This window comes from Tamilnaduibacter salinus, assembly GCF_003096655.1.
Lineage (GTDB): Bacteria > Pseudomonadota > Gammaproteobacteria > Pseudomonadales > Oleiphilaceae > Tamilnaduibacter > Tamilnaduibacter salinus.
The window spans coordinates 82,326-96,787 of record NZ_QEKQ01000008.1; the positions used below are offsets into that span (position 1 = coordinate 82,326).

Sequence of the window (14,462 nt, forward strand, 5' to 3'; positions counted from 1 at the left end):
CTGTGAGGGATTTTGCCGCGGAACTGGAGCAGCGCCGGGATCAGGGTCTGTACCGTCAGCGCCGTGAAGTGGATTCACCGCAGCAGCCGGAGCTCGTCGTGGACGGGCGCCCCATGCTGGCATTCTGCAGCAACGACTATCTGGGGTTTGCGAACGACCCCGCGATCATTGAGGCAGCTCGCGCGACACTGTCTTCGGCGGGACTGGGTGGCGGCGCCTCGCACCTGATCTGCGGCCACCATCGGGCCCATCATGAGCTGGAGCAGACGGTGGCGTCTTTTACCGGGCGGGAGGACGCCCTGTTTTTTTCCACCGGCTACATGGCCAATATGGGCGTCATCAGCGCGCTGGCGGGACGGGGGGATACGATTTTCTCCGACCGCCTCAATCACGCGTCGATCATTGACGGCTGCCTGTTGAGCCGGGCCCGCATCCGCCGCTACCCACACGGTGACACGGAGGCCCTTGCCGAACAGCTTGCCGGAACCGAGGGCCATAAAGTCGTGGTGACGGACGGGGTGTTCAGCATGGACGGGGATCTGGCACCGCTGGCTGAGCTGGCCCGGCTGTGCCGGACCCATGACGCCCTGCTGGTGGTGGATGACGCCCACGGTTTCGGCGTGCTCGGTGAGGGCGGTCGGGGCAGTCTTTCCGCGTGTGGCCTGGGGCAGGACGATGTACCGGTCGTGATTGGAACGCTGGGCAAAGCATTTGGTACCAGCGGCGCGTTCGTGGCCGGGTCGTCCCTGATGATGGACTATCTGGTGCAGAAGGCGCGGACCTACATCTACACCACATCCATGCCGCCGGCGATCGCGGCGGCCAGTACCGCCAGCATCCGGATGGCGATGGCGGCGGACGATCGCCGCGCTCATCTGCGGAACCTGATCGACCGGTTCCGCCGCGAGACACAGGCGATGGGCTACGCGCTCATGCCATCGGACACCCCGATCCAGCCCATCCTGATTGGTGGTGCTGCGGAGGCCATGGCGCTGAGCCGGGCGCTTGAAGGGCACGGAATCTGGGTGACGGCGATCCGGCCGCCGACGGTTCCCCAGGGCGAGTCCCGTTTGCGGGTCACGTTGAGCGCTGCGCATACCGAGGCCCATCTGGACCGGTTGCTACAGGCGCTGGCCGTGTGCCGCCAAGAGATTGGTCTGACCGCTGCCTGAGAACAACACCATGAGTGAGGAACTGACGACCACCCTGATCAGTGGCTGGGGCGCGCCCGTCTCGATGATCGCACCGGTGACCGGGACCGACGCCGACCACACCGACCCCCACAGCCTCGATGAAGATCTGATTCACCCCCGTGAGACCGTGGACGATGCGGCAGCGCGTCTGCTGGAAGAAGCGCCGCCTGCCAGTGTCTGGGTCGGCTGGTCATTGGGGGCTCAGGTCGCGGTTGCGGCCGCCCATCAGGCGCCCGATCGCGTTCAGGGGGTGGTCACACTGTGTGCGACACCGTGTTTTGTAGAACGTGACGACTGGCCGTGCGGGATGGATCGTGACACGTTCGACGAGTTTCACCGGGCTGCCCACGACACACCCGAACGGGAATGGCATCGGTTCATGCTTTTGCAGATTCGCGGGGATCGTCATGAGTCGTCCGCCCGGCGGCAATTGCGGCGGTGGCTGAATGCGGGTCCGCCAACGTACGATGCCACCCTGATGGACACACTTGGCTGGCTCGCCAGCCTGGACGAGCGAGACCGCTGGCAGACCATACCGGTCCCGTCCCTGCATCTGTTCGGTGATTGCGATCAGCTGGTCAGCGCCGACACCGCGTCGCATCTTCGCTCGCAGGGGATGAATACGGCGCTGATTCCTGATATGGCCCACTGGCCCTGGGGGCACTACACCGAAGAGGTCTCTGAACGGATTGATCGGTTCTACCACGAGGACGTCCAGTCATGACCCATGCCATTGCGATTGCCGAAAAGCCGGACGTGGCGCGTGATTTTGGCGCCGCCGCCAGTGGTTATGACGGCGCGGCGCGCCTTCAGCGTCACATGGGCGATCAACTGCTGTCGCAGTGTCGTCTGTCGCACGCCAGTGCTGTGACCGATCTCGGTTGCGGCACGGGCTGGTTTACGGCACGTCTCGCAGAGGCGCTGCCAGGCGCCCGATTCACGGGGGTGGACCTGTCGCCGGGCATGCTGGCACAGGCGCGCAGTAGTCGCCGGATGGATGCTGACTGGGTGGTTGCTGATGCCGAGCAACTCCCACTGGCCGACAACAGTCAGGATCTGGTATTCAGCAACCTGATGATCCAGTGGTGTGATGCCCCGGGCCGGGTGCTGGCGGAGTGTCGCCGTGTGCTGCGCCCCGGCGGGCAACTACTTGTGTCCACTCTGTTGGACGGAACGCTTCGCGAGCTGCGTCAGGCATGGCAGGTTGCGGACCCGGATGTCCCGCACGTCAATCGTTTCGAGACGCCGGAGGGCTGGTCACAGATTGTGAGCCAGGCCTTTCATGGTGCCCGCCTGACCCGGGAAACGGTGACTCTGGGCTACGAATCGCCCCGGGCGTTACTGCGCGAACTCAAGGAGCTTGGCGCCCACAACAAGAGCCCGAGTCGGCGCAAGACCGCCACGGCACCGGCCCGCCTGCGGGCTTGTTTCGATGCTTACCCGCGCCTTGGGGACGGACGTGTGGAGGCCACCTACAAGGCGGCGTATCTGTCAGTCATCCCGGACTGATTTCCAACCACTGATCTGAAGGGCACCCCGATGACCCGAAAAACCTATTTCGTCACTGGCACCGATACCGGCGTGGGCAAAAGTGTTGTCACCGCCGCGATTCTTGAGGCGGCCAACCGCCAAGGCCTTCGAACGCTGGCCATGAAGCCGATTGCCTCTGGCTCCGAAGAAACGGCGGATGGCCTCCGGAATGAAGACGCGTTGCTGCTCCAGAAACACATGAGCGAGTCGTTGGACTACGACCTGGTCAACCCCATTGCCATGGCGCCTGCCATCGCCCCTCATGTAGCGGCTGGGCAGGCCGGCCGTCAGTTGAGTGCGCAGCGGCTGACTGGACTGTGCCGTGGTCTGCAGACCCGTCCGGGGGACCTCCTGCTGATCGAGGGAGCCGGTGGCTGGCGGGTACCGCTCAATGAGCGGGAAACGTTTGCGCAGGTGCCAGGGGCTCTCGGCGTGCCGGTGATCCTCGTCGTTTCGCTGAAGTTGGGGTGTATCAACCACGCGCTGCTGACAGCCGAAGCCATCCTTCGGGATGGCCTGACTCTGGCGGGGTGGGTCGCGAACCGGACCGAGGAGACGCCGATGGCCGTGGAGGCGGAGAACCTCGACTACCTTCGGAGTCACTTACCGGCGCCCTGTCTGGGCGAACTCCCCTGGGCCCCGGACGCGAATCCGGTATCGCTGGCCGATTATCTGGATCTGTCGCCGTTGGTTGAAAACTGAACAGGGTTGTGGTCTACTTGGATCAAGTTTCTGAAATACGAGGTGGTGGCCATGATCAACAACGCATTGGGTGTTGGCCTCCAGGGCGTTCAGGAGGGCATGCGGGGCCTGGAAACGACGGCGCGCCAGATCGCGCGGGCCGGTCAGGATGGCCTGCAGGGTGCCAATAACGCTGATGGGGCCGGTGGCATCACCGAGCCGCTCGTGAACTCCCAGCTGTATGAGCGGAGCGTTGAGGCGTCTGCACAGGTGGTGAAGACGGCTGATGAAACGGTGGGCACCCTGCTCGATACCACCGCCTGAGTCCCGGTCCGTCCGGGTCTTCGGAGAGACACATGCCTGTCGGGTTAACCTCCAGTACGCCTGTTTTCCCTCCCAGTATCGGTACCGGTGTCCAGCCGGAGCGTCCGGGCCGGTCGGACGGCCAGCCCACGGCGACGGCGGAAGACTCCCGTCGCCCCGTATCATCCGGTTCCGAGAGTGCCCGCCCCCGAAATTCAGCCCCGAACCAGTCGGCCCGGAACGAGTCGAATGCGTCCGGGCAGGGCGAGGATCAGCGATCGTCGTCGACATCCAGCGAGGAGGAGCGTCAGGGAGTCGGCGCTGAGCGAGGGGTTGATGGCGAGCCGCTGACCCGGGGTGAGCTTCGGGAGGTGCGACAGCTGGAGGCCCGTGATCGGGAAGTCCGCGCGCATGAGAGAGCTCATCAGGCTGTTGGCGGACAGTATGCCGGTTCGCCTCAGTACACCTATACCCAGGGTCCCGATGGTGACCGGTATGCCACGGGTGGTGAGGTTTCCATTGATGCCGCACCGATCAAGGGGGATCCCCAGGCAACGCTCGAGAAAATGCGGATCGTCCGCGCGGCGGCTCTGGCGCCTGCCAATCCCTCCGCCCAGGACCAGCGGGTTGCTGCTGAGGCCACTCAAGCGATGCTCCAGGCTCAACTGCAGCTTGCCCGGCAGGAGTCCGGTGTCAGTCGTCTGGAATCGACCGGAGAAAGCGGAAAGGAAAGCCGGTCGCGCCAGCCCGCCGCCTCTTCCTACGAAGTGGTCGCCCTGAACGGCGACCGTGCCGATACGGAGCCCTTCCGGGCCAGCGCCTGACCTTCTCTGTTCTTCTGATCGTGTTTGATCCGCACACGCTGTGCCGATTCTGGCGCTTGTGGCCGGTTTTGAGGCCTATGGCGCGGGCTGAAGGTATTGACAATCCCATCCCTGCAAACGTATGTTTCAAACAGCCGTTTAATTGTCCGCCGGCCATCCGTCGGCGCTCAACATTAAGGCGTCGTCCAGCGTCGGCGCCCGAGTCAACCTGAGGCTCAATGCCGGAATGTCCGGCCACAGGGCCGAAAACCGAGGTGGAAGTCATGCCTGATTACAAAGCGCCCCTGCGTGATATCAAGTTCGTCATGTCCGAGCTGCTGGACAGTGAGCAGCACTACGCCAGTCTGGAAGGTGCCGAAGACGCAACGCCGGATATGGTAGATGCCATCATCGGAGAAGGTGCCAAGTTCTGTGAACAGGTGCTGTCACCGCTGAACCAGGTGGGCGACCAGGAGGGCTGTACCTGGAGCGAGGACGGCGTGAAGACGCCGACCGGTTTCAAGGAAGCCTATCAGCAGTACGTCGAGGGCGGCTGGCCGTCCATGGCGGCGGACGTTGAGTATGGCGGCCAGGGGCTGCCGAACTCCGTCAACCTCGTCATGAGTGAAATGGTGGGGACCGCCAACTGGGCCTGGGGCATGTACCCGGGGCTGAGCCACGGTGCCATCAATACCCTCGAAAGCCACGGCACCGAAGAACAGAAGCAGACCTACCTGACGAAACTGATCAGCGGTGAGTGGACGGGCACCATGTGCCTGACCGAGGCCCACTGCGGTTCCGACCTGGGGACGCTTCGCTCCAAGGCAGAGCCCAACTCGGACGGCAGCTACAGCATCACCGGTACCAAGATCTTCATCTCGGCCGGCGACCACGACATGGCCGAGAACATCGTCCACATTGTCCTGGCCCGTCTGCCGGACGCGCCGAAGGGCACCAAGGGCATTTCCCTGTTCATCGTGCCCAAGTACCTGCCGGGTGAGGATGGCAGCGCTGGTGAGAAGAACGCCGTCAGCTGCGGCTCCATCGAACACAAGATGGGTATCCACGGTAACGCCACCTGCGTCATGAACTTTGATGGCGCCAAGGGCTGGCTGATCGGCCCGGAAAACAAGGGGCTGAACTGCATGTTCACCTTTATGAACGTGGCCCGTCTGGGAACCGCGATTCAGGGGCTGAGCCATGCGGAGCTGGGCTTCCAGGGGTCACTCGACTACGCCCGTGAACGTCTGGCGATGCGTGCACTGTCGGGACCGAAGAACCCGGAAGGCAGCGCCGACCCGATCATCGTCCACCCGGACGTGCGCCGGATGCTGCTCACCCAGAAGTCGATTGCCGAGGGTGCCCGTGCCCTCATTTACATGGCCGCGCAGCAGAGCGATATCCTGCATCAGGGCAAGACCGAGGAAGAGCGCCAGGCTGCGGACGACATGATGGGTTTCCTGACCCCGATTGCGAAGGCATTCCTGACCGAAATGGGCCACGAGTCCGCCAATCTGGGTGTGCAGGTCTTCGGCGGTCACGGTTACATTTCTGAGTGGGGCATGGAGCAGAACGTTCGCGATGCCCGCATCGGCATGATCTACGAAGGCACCACCGGCATCCAGGCGCTGGACCTGCTGGGCCGGAAGGTTCTGATGACCCAGGGCGAGTCCCTGAAGGGCTTCACCAAGCTCGTGCACGTGTTCTGCAAGGAGAACGCGGATAACGAGCAGATGAAGGAGTTCATCGAACCGCTCCAGGCGCTGAACAAGGAGTGGGGCGAGATCACCATGACCATTGGCAAGAACGCCATGAAGAACCGGGACGAGGTGGGCGCTGCCTCCTTCGATTACCTGATGTACTCGGGTTACGCGGTCTTCGCCTACCTCTGGGCCCGTATGGCCAAGGTAGCGCTGGACAAGATGGCGGAAGGCACTGAAGAGGAAGCGTTCTACAACGCCAAGGTGGAAACGGCCCGCTTCTACTTCAAGCGTCTGCTGCCGCGCTCACGCGGGCACGTGGCCATGCTTGAAGCGGGCGCGGACTCACTGATGGCACTGCCGGAAGATCAGTTCGCGTTCTGAATGACCGCCGGATGTCGTTCTGGATATGCCCGCCAGCAACAAGGCGGGCATTTTTTTATCCGTTAGGGCGGGCGGTCAGCGGAGACCGAGCGGATCGACAGCGCCGGCTGCGATGGCAATGCCCGTGACATCCTGAACCCGACTCACGCCAAGACGCTTCATGACCCGGGAGCGATAAAGGTCGACTGTCTTGGTGCCGACACCCAGCATGTCAGCGATTTCACGGCTGGTATAGCCTCGCGCCAATGGCAGAAATACGTCCTTCTCTCGGGGTGTCAGTCGGGCCATCCGAGCCTCGATGTCCGGGTGGAAGCGCTGAACGTTGTTGCTCGATCCATAACTTTGAATGGCCTGCTGGACGCTGTCGAGCAGTAACTGTTCGTTGAAGGGTTTTTCAATAAAATCGAAGGCGCCGCTTTTGAAGGCGCGAACGGCGATGGGCACGTCCGCGTGACCCGAGATGAACAAGACCGGAAGCTCGATGCCTTGGCTCTGCAACTCCTCCTGTACATTGAGCCCACCCAGACCCGGCATCCGGACATCAAGGATGATGCAGCCGCCCAGATTGGGGTCCACATGCTCAAGGAAATCCCGTCCGTCCGTGAATCCTTCAACCCTGAGGCCGACTGATTCAAGCAGCCAGCGGGTTGAATCAAGCATGCCAGTATCGTCGTCAACGACATAAACCACTTTGTTGTCCAGGTTTTTCATAACGCAGTCTTATTCGCGGTTTGTTGCAAGGGCCTGGTCTTTGCTCAGTCAGGAAGAACGCTTTTCGTCCGGAGCCTGTTCACCCGGGAACCGGCAGATAAGTTCAAGCCCGCCCTTTGGGCCGTTGCGGGCATCCAGGAAGCCGCCAAAGCCTTCAACGAGCGACCGACTCATGGAGAGGCCAAGGCCGAGTCCCTGTTCCTTACTGGTATAGAAGGGGGTAAAAATGTTTCTCAGTCCTTCTTCGCTCATACCGGGGCCCTGGTCCCGGACCGTGACAATCAGGCTGCCGTCTGGGCCTGGTGTTGTGCTGATGTGGATGTCGGACGATTGATTGCCCCAGCGTTCGCAGTTCGCATCAATGGCGTTGCGAATTAGGTTCAGAAGCACCTGTTCGATGAGAACGGGATCTGCTGTGATCTGGGGGCAGCGAGCTTCCAGTGCCTGGTGGATGGTGACATGTTTCTTGTCGGCTTCCCATCGACAGAGCTGGACGGCGGTCTGAATCACCTCGTCGAGGGCAATGCGGCAGACCCGTCGTTGGCCTTTCTGCAGAAAATTTCTCAGGCGCTTGATGACTTCAGAGGCGTGATTGGCGTGGTGAGTGATTCTCTGCAGCCCCTCCCTGACCTTCTCCAGACGAGTCTCGTCGAGGGGCGGTTCAAGGTAACGCTGACTGGCATTTGCATAATTAACAATCGTAGCCAGGGGTTGGTTCATCTCATGGGCAATCCCCGACGCCAGTTCACCCATCGTGGCGAGTCGGGCTGCATGCGCAAGCTCTTCCTGGTGGCGTCGTTGCTCGCTTTCCCGCAGGGCGCGCTCGGTCATGTCCCGATTGACCAGCGAGTAGTAGGGACTGCCTGTGGCCGGCTGATGTGACAGGAGAACAAGAGAGACCGGCAGAGCCCGCCCCGCTCCGATGATGTGCAACTCGCTCTCGGTCTCCCAGACCCCATACTTGTCCGCCTCGGGCAGGCCGTTGGCTATCAGGCGATCCAGTTCCGATGAGTCCATTAGATCCGCCAGGTGCGGTAAATCGTCTTCGTCCCGTTCCTCAAGCCCGAGCGCCTTGCGTGCAGCAGGGTTCACGTACGTCAGTCGGCCCGAACGCTCCGAGAACAAGACAAGATCGGTGTTCGCCTCCACAACCTGAGCAAGACGTCGATTGGTCTCGGCGGAATTGACGCGGGCGGTCACGTCCCGAGAAACACTGATGATTTCCACAACCGCGCCGGTGTACGTCTCGCGGATGGCCCGGCAGGCGGTTTCGAACCAGCGACGGGAGCCGCTTCGATGTGTGACCTGAAGGGTCAGCGTGGCATAGCCGGTTTCACGGAGTTGGTTGCTGATCTGGTCGCCCTGATCGGTAAGTTCCCCATTCTCGATAATAAAATGGAGTGGCTTACCCCTGAGCGTTTCTGGCGAGTAACCAAGCAGTCGCCACGAGGCGGGCGAAGCGTCTATGAAGTCACCGTTGGGGGCATGACGGGAGATCAGATCGGTCGTGTTTTCAGTAATCAGCCGGTAAAGCCGATTTGACCGGGTGGCCTCGTCGATAATGACGGTTTCGGGCGTCACGTCCCGCGCACGAGCGATGACCCGGTTGCGATCCGGATCGGGGACAAACTGCCAAAGCAGGGTGATAGTCTCCAGCCGGCTTTCCACGCCCGTAATGGCCCGCTTCTGACGAATGCAGGCTTGTGCCAGTGCTGCCACGTTCACTGGAAGAAGCGCCTCCGGACGGCTGCCGGCCGCCTCATTGCCTTCCAGAATCCGCCCGTCGCTGGTCAGGATGAGGCAGGGCTCTGGGTCGTGTGGCAGTAACAGCCCTGAGTTGGTCATAAATCTCCTGGTATAGTGAATATACTATAATACCTATGTGCAATCACCATATTCGACTGTTCGTGACACTATTCTGTTACTGGCTATTTTAGCCACTCTATTGGATTTCTGAAGTCTACAAAAACAAGATTGACGAGGTCATCGGTATGTCTTCCATCTACGAACACGAACTGTCACCGGTCCCGGCAAACTACTCGAGCATTTCTCCTGTTGATTTCCTGGCCCGTACCGCGAGCGTCTATCCGGATTACCCGGCCGTTATCCATGGCGCCATCCGACGAAACTGGGCGCAGACGCACGAGCGGTGTCTGAGACTGGCCTCGGCTCTCCAGGGGCGGGGAATTGGCAAGGGGGATACCGTTGCCGTAATGCTTCCGAATATTCCGGCGATGCTGGAATGCCATTTCGGTGTGCCCATGATTGGTGCCGTGCTCAACACCCTCAATGTGCGCCTGGATGCTGATGCCATTGCCTTCATGCTGGAGCATGGCGAGGCGAAGGCGTTAATTGCCGATCGGGAGTTCGGTGATGTGGTGCGTCAGGCCGTGCGGCACCTGGAGAATCCGCCCCTGCTGATCGATGTGGATGACCCCGAGTACGGCGAAGGGACGGCTGTCAGCGACCTGGAGTACGACGCCTTCCTGCAGGAGGGTGATCCGGGGTTCGAGTGGCAGGTGCCTGACGATGAGTGGGACGCCATTTCACTGAATTACACCTCGGGCACCACCGGTAATCCGAAGGGTGTGGTCTACCATCACCGCGGCGCTTTTCAGAACGCCATGGGGAATCAGGCCGTCTGGGGCATGGGGCAGCACCCGGTCTACCTCTGGACTCTCCCAATGTTTCATTGTAACGGCTGGTGTTTCCCGTGGACTGTCACGGCCATGGCCGGGACCCACGTCTGCCTGCGGCGTGTGGACCCGGAGAAGATTCTGCAGCTGATTCGTGATCATGGGGTCACGCACATGTGCGGCGCTCCGATCATCCTGAATGCCTTGCTCAACGTCCCGGAAAACGCTCGCCCCGGCATTGATCATACGGTGAGTGCCATGACGGCAGGGGCTGCACCACCTGCCCAGGTCATCGGTGCCATCGAGCAGATGGGTATCCACATCACCCACGTTTACGGGCTGACCGAAGTATACGGACCGGTCACGGTCTGCGCCTGGAAGGAGCGTTGGGACAGCCTGAGCCTGAACGAACGCGCCACCCTCAAGGCGCGACAGGGGGTTCGCTACCCGACGCTCGCCGGCATGATGATCGGCGATCCGGACACCATGGAGCCGGTACCAAAAGACGGCAAGACCATTGGAGAGATTTTTCTCCGGGGTAACACCGTCATGAAGGGCTATCTCAAGAAGCCGTCGGCTACCGAAGAGGCCTTCCGGGGTGGCTGGTTCCATACCGGTGATCTGGCAGTGTGGCACGAGGATGGTTACATGGAGATCAAGGATCGCCTCAAGGACATCATCATATCCGGCGGTGAGAATATCTCCACCATTGAAGTGGAGGACACTCTGTATCGCCACCCGTCGGTTCTGGAAGCTGCGGTCGTGGCCAGACCCGACGACCGATGGGGAGAGACGCCCTGCGCTTTTGTCACTCTCAAACCGGATGCTGAATCGGTCAGTGAGGAACAGCTTATCGGTTTCTGTCGTGAGCATCTGGCCCGCTTCAAGGTCCCGAAAACAGTGGTGTTCCAGGAGCTTCCCAAAACATCCACGGGCAAGATCCAGAAGTTCGTACTCCGCGAAGAGGCTCGGTCTCTTCAGTGAGTCTGGCGCGGCGGTCGCTCGGTATCGCTGCGGATCGAAAGCATTTCCAATCGCTCAAACAAAAACAGGGGCGTACCAATCAGAGTGGTACGCCACGGGGAGATAGTGTCAATGCAACTCTACAACCGCCGTGATGGTCAGGAGCAGCCCTACTGGCCCTGTGGTCCGTTCAAGATTCGCCTGCCGTTTATCCATTACCGCTGGGAAGTGGCGGAAATGGTTCAGGGCCTGATTATGTTTGTGGTCAGCCTGGCGATGATTCCACTACTGGAGAAGTATCTGGGCCTGCCCTACGATGTCGCGCTCGCCTATGTTGTGATCTGTGGGGTCGGGTTTATGTTGCCCACCTTGCTGGGGGTGCCGCTGGTGCCTGGCTGGATTACCCCGGGTATCCCCGTGGTCCTGCTTTTCCTTGGCGATTATAAGCCAGGGGCAGAAGCCATTCAGGCGCTATTTGCGCTTCAGTTCCTGGTATTCCTGATCTTTCTGATCCTCGGTTTAACCGGCCTGGGGAGCAAGCTGGTCCAGCTGATCCCGCGTTCAATGAAAGGTGGCATTATTATTGGTGCCGGCATTGCGGCCTTGATGGGGGAGATCGAAGCCGGCGGGCGTCTGGCGGAGACGCCGATATCACTGATCCTGGGTGGACTGGTGTGTCTCTATCTGATGTTCTCGCTCTCTTTCAAGGGGTTCGTCGAGACCAATCCGATTGCCCGTAAAATCGCGAACTACGGAATGGTGCCAGGTATGGTGGTGGCCATTCTGGTCGGATTCGCCTCCGGAGAATATGAGGTTCCGAGCGTCGATATGGGCATTACCCAGCCGGCATTCGGCCAGCTTTGGAGCTATTTGCCTTTTACGGTCGGCTTTCCGGACCCCTCGGTCTTTCTCTACGCCGTGCCAACGGCCGTTATTGCCTACATCATCGCCTTTGGTGACATCATAGTCGGTAAGTCACTGATGGACCGGGTTGATCATCTACGTCGGGATGAGGTGATCGATAGCAGTATCGACCGGGTCCATCTGGTGACGGCTATCCGCAACGGCGTGCACGCATTCTTTGCGCCTTACCCGGGGTTAGCTGGTCCCATCTGGACCGCAGTGACCGCGACGATGGCGGAACGCTACAAATACGGTCGTCGTGCGATGGATTCCATCTACAGTGGCGGTGGGACCTTTTGGATAACCGGTTTCATCGCGGTGTTCGTCCTACCCCTGGTGAGCTTCTTTCAGCCTGTGTTGCCCATTGCCCTGTCGTTGACGCTTCTGTTAACGGGCTATATCTGTCTGATGGTCGGGCTGGAGCAGCTTGAGAACAACACGGAACGCGGCATTGCGGGGACCATGGGCGTGGTCCTGGCGGTGTATGGAGCCGGTTGGGGGCTGGCAACAGGGGCTGTGTTGTATCTGCTGATCGAACGCACTGGGTTGATTGGATTCACCGAGGACCCGGAAGCCCCTGGCGTTCGTGGATCCGTCAACGAATCCTGAGAGGAGATGTCGCGCCCCACCGCGACAGGACGATCTGTTTGGGAGCTGCCGCGACCGCGCAGCTCCTTTTTTCCGTCCATCGGCGACCCATAACGACCGGCGGAACGGGAAAAGAGCGATCGTCAATGAGAAAATGGGCGAATTCCTGTAAAATCCGCGCCTATAAATGACCAGCTCACAAGAAAGCTCGGCTCATCTCATATCTTCAACAACGCTCACATGAAGAGGATGTCTCGATGGCAGACTATCAGGCGCCGCTGCGCGATATTCGTTTTGTTCTGAATGAGGTTTTTGATGCGCCGAACTTCTGGGCATCGCTCCCCGGAGTTGCGGACAATGTCGATCCGGATACCGCGGATGCGATTCTGGAAGAAGCTGGCAAAATAACAGCCGGGACCCTCGCCCCAATCAACCGTGAGGGCGACGAGCAGGGTTGTCAGTGGAACGATGGCGAAGTCACCACGCCGGAAGGCTTCCGCGAGGCCTACAAAACCATGGCCGAAGGTGGCTGGGTTGGTCTCGGCGGTAACCCCGAGTTTGGCGGCATGGGCATGCCCAAGACACTGGTTGCCCAGTTCGAGGAAATGATGCAGGGCGCCAACATGTCCTTCGGTCTGGCGCCGATGCTGACCGCCGGTGCCTGCGTGGCCCTGGACGCCCATGGCAGTCAGGAACTGAAGGAAACCTACCTGCCAAAGATGTACGACGGCAGCTGGACCGGTGCCATGGACCTGACCGAGCCGCATGCCGGCACAGATCTGGGCATCATCCGCACCAAGGCGGAGCCTCGTGATGATGGCAGCTACAGCATCACCGGAACCAAGATTTTCATTACCTGGGGCGAGCACGACATGACGGATAATATTATCCACTTCGTGCTGGCCAAGCTGCCGGACGCGCCGAAAGGTCCCAAGGGCATCTCCATGTTCCTGGTACCCAAGTACGATGTGAACGAAGACGGCTCGCTGGGTGAGCGCAACCACTTCAGCTGCGGCTCACTGGAGAAGAAAATGGGCATCAAGGCCTCGGCCACCTGTGTCATGAACTTCGATGGCGCCAAGGGGTATCTGGTGGGTGAGCCGAACAAAGGCCTCATGGCGATGTTCACCATGATGAACTATGAGCGCCTCGGTGTCGGCGTCCAGGGCCTGGGTGCCGCAGAAGCCTCCCTGCAGAACGCCCGTGACTACGCCATGGAGCGGACCCAGAGCCGTGCGCCCACCGGCCCGCAGGAAAAGGACAAGGCGGCCGACCCGATCATCGTGCATCCGGACGTGCGCCGCATGCTCCTGACAATGAAGGGCTACGTCGAAGGGGGCCGGGCGTTCTCAACCTATGTCGCCCAGTGGCTGGACGTGGCGAAGTTCGCGGAGGACGAAGAGCGGCGCAAGCAGGGCGATGCGATGGTGGCCCTGCTCACTCCGGTGGCCAAGGCGTTCCTGACCGATCGTGGCCTGGATGCCTGTGTCATCGGCCAGCAGATCTTCGGTGGTCACGGCTTCATTCGCGAGTGGGGTCAGGAACAGCTGGTCCGCGATACCCGCATCACGCAGATCTACGAGGGGACCAATGGGATTCAGGCGATGGACCTGATGGGCCGCAAAGTCGTGGCAAACCAGGGCAAGTACTTTGAACTGTTTGCGAAAGACGTGGCTGCGTTCATCGAGGAGAACAGCGATAACGACGCGCTCAGACCGTATCTGGGGCAACTCGCGGCGGCGCTGGAACGCCTGGATGATGTGACGGAAACCGTCATCAAGCAGGCGGGCGAGAACCCCAACGAAGTGGGGGCGGCAGCCGTCGATTACCTCGACCTGTTTGGCCTGACCGCTCTGGGTTACATGTGGGCGATGATGGTCAAGGCGGCGGCGCCGAAAGCGCAAGACGATACGTCCGGTTTCTACACGGGCAAGCTCAAGACCGCGCGTTTCTACTTCGATCGACTGCTGCCCAAAACCGTGTCTCTGGCAGAAGGCATCCGCAGTGGAAGTGGTGCGATGATGGCGCATTCTGCCGAGGAGTTCTGACGCGGAATCGAATCGGGCC

General features: G+C 60.7%; 12 protein-coding genes. 10 read left to right on the plus strand and 2 right to left on the minus strand.

Going from position 1 to position 14,462, the window contains the following annotated elements; genetic code table 11:
- Positions 1-2: 2 nt before the first annotated feature.
- From bioF to C8D92_RS12520, 7 genes are all read left to right on the plus strand, one after another.
- A complete protein-coding gene (gene bioF / locus C8D92_RS12490; protein ID WP_116919543.1) occupies positions 3-1,172 on the plus strand; it encodes an 8-amino-7-oxononanoate synthase in 1,170 nt (389 codons plus the stop codon).
- Positions 1,173-1,182: 10 nt separating this feature from the next.
- Positions 1,183-1,917: an alpha/beta fold hydrolase gene (locus C8D92_RS12495; RefSeq protein WP_116919544.1), complete on the plus strand. Its 735-nt coding sequence runs from the start codon at positions 1,183-1,185 to the stop codon at positions 1,915-1,917.
- Entirely contained in the window at positions 1,914-2,702 is a 789-nt protein-coding gene (gene bioC / locus C8D92_RS12500; protein ID WP_095610608.1) for a malonyl-ACP O-methyltransferase BioC, read from the plus strand. The genes C8D92_RS12495 and bioC overlap by 4 nt, the downstream gene beginning before the upstream one ends.
- 30 nt (positions 2,703-2,732) lie before the next feature.
- Positions 2,733-3,425, plus strand: a complete 693-nt coding sequence (bioD, locus tag C8D92_RS12505) for a dethiobiotin synthase (protein WP_116919545.1) — start codon at positions 2,733-2,735, stop codon at positions 3,423-3,425.
- Positions 3,426-3,476: 51 nt separating this feature from the next.
- Positions 3,477-3,728, plus strand: coding sequence for a flagellar biosynthesis protein FlgE (locus tag C8D92_RS12510; RefSeq protein ID WP_095610609.1), 252 nt, complete (start codon positions 3,477-3,479; stop codon positions 3,726-3,728).
- A 32-nt stretch (positions 3,729-3,760) separates the two neighbouring features.
- Positions 3,761-4,531, plus strand: a complete 771-nt coding sequence (locus C8D92_RS12515; RefSeq protein WP_116919546.1) for a putative metalloprotease CJM1_0395 family protein — start codon at positions 3,761-3,763, stop codon at positions 4,529-4,531.
- A gap of 263 nt (positions 4,532-4,794) precedes the next feature.
- Positions 4,795-6,594, plus strand: coding sequence for an acyl-CoA dehydrogenase C-terminal domain-containing protein (locus tag C8D92_RS12520; protein ID WP_116919616.1), 1,800 nt, complete (start codon positions 4,795-4,797; stop codon positions 6,592-6,594).
- A gap of 75 nt (positions 6,595-6,669) precedes the next feature.
- Here the strand turns inward: C8D92_RS12520 and C8D92_RS12525 are convergent, their stop codons facing one another.
- Positions 6,670-7,305, minus strand: coding sequence for a response regulator transcription factor (locus tag C8D92_RS12525; RefSeq protein ID WP_116919547.1), 636 nt, complete (start codon positions 7,303-7,305; stop codon positions 6,670-6,672).
- Between the two features lie 48 nt (positions 7,306-7,353).
- The gene (locus C8D92_RS12530; protein WP_095610612.1) at positions 7,354-9,150 is read right to left on the minus strand and encodes a PAS domain-containing sensor histidine kinase; all 1,797 of its coding nucleotides are present in this window, start codon (positions 9,148-9,150) and stop codon (positions 7,354-7,356) included.
- A 146-nt stretch (positions 9,151-9,296) separates the two neighbouring features.
- Between C8D92_RS12530 and C8D92_RS12535 the strand changes: the two genes are divergently transcribed.
- The 3 genes from C8D92_RS12535 (at position 9,297) to C8D92_RS12545 (ending at position 14,443) form a co-directional block, all read left to right on the plus strand.
- Positions 9,297-10,925 carry an acyl-CoA synthetase gene (locus tag C8D92_RS12535; RefSeq protein ID WP_116919548.1) on the plus strand — a complete coding sequence of 543 codons (1,629 nt, stop codon included), beginning with the start codon at positions 9,297-9,299 and terminating at the stop codon, positions 10,923-10,925.
- A 111-nt stretch (positions 10,926-11,036) separates the two neighbouring features.
- Positions 11,037-12,416, plus strand: a complete 1,380-nt coding sequence (locus C8D92_RS12540; RefSeq protein ID WP_116919549.1) for a solute carrier family 23 protein — start codon at positions 11,037-11,039, stop codon at positions 12,414-12,416.
- A 236-nt stretch (positions 12,417-12,652) separates the two neighbouring features.
- Positions 12,653-14,443 carry an acyl-CoA dehydrogenase C-terminal domain-containing protein gene (locus C8D92_RS12545; protein ID WP_116919550.1) on the plus strand — a complete coding sequence of 597 codons (1,791 nt, stop codon included), beginning with the start codon at positions 12,653-12,655 and terminating at the stop codon, positions 14,441-14,443.
- Positions 14,444-14,462 lie beyond the last annotated feature (19 nt).

Coding starts and splice junctions, on each gene's coding strand:
- bioC (WP_095610608.1), top strand. CDS start 1,914: ATGACCCATGCCATTGCGATTGCCGAAAAGCCGGACGTGGCGCGTGAT.
- C8D92_RS12520 (WP_116919616.1), top strand. CDS start 4,795: ATGCCTGATTACAAAGCGCCCCTGCGTGATATCAAGTTCGTCATGTCC.
- C8D92_RS12510 (WP_095610609.1), top strand. CDS start 3,477: ATGATCAACAACGCATTGGGTGTTGGCCTCCAGGGCGTTCAGGAGGGC.
- C8D92_RS12540 (WP_116919549.1), top strand. CDS start 11,037: ATGCAACTCTACAACCGCCGTGATGGTCAGGAGCAGCCCTACTGGCCC.
- C8D92_RS12530 (WP_095610612.1), bottom strand. CDS start 9,150: ATGACCAACTCAGGGCTGTTACTGCCACACGACCCAGAGCCCTGCCTC.
- C8D92_RS12495 (WP_116919544.1), top strand. CDS start 1,183: ATGAGTGAGGAACTGACGACCACCCTGATCAGTGGCTGGGGCGCGCCC.
- C8D92_RS12545 (WP_116919550.1), top strand. CDS start 12,653: ATGGCAGACTATCAGGCGCCGCTGCGCGATATTCGTTTTGTTCTGAAT.
- C8D92_RS12515 (WP_116919546.1), top strand. CDS start 3,761: ATGCCTGTCGGGTTAACCTCCAGTACGCCTGTTTTCCCTCCCAGTATC.
- bioD (WP_116919545.1), top strand. CDS start 2,733: ATGACCCGAAAAACCTATTTCGTCACTGGCACCGATACCGGCGTGGGC.
- C8D92_RS12535 (WP_116919548.1), top strand. CDS start 9,297: ATGTCTTCCATCTACGAACACGAACTGTCACCGGTCCCGGCAAACTAC.
- C8D92_RS12525 (WP_116919547.1), bottom strand. CDS start 7,305: ATGAAAAACCTGGACAACAAAGTGGTTTATGTCGTTGACGACGATACT.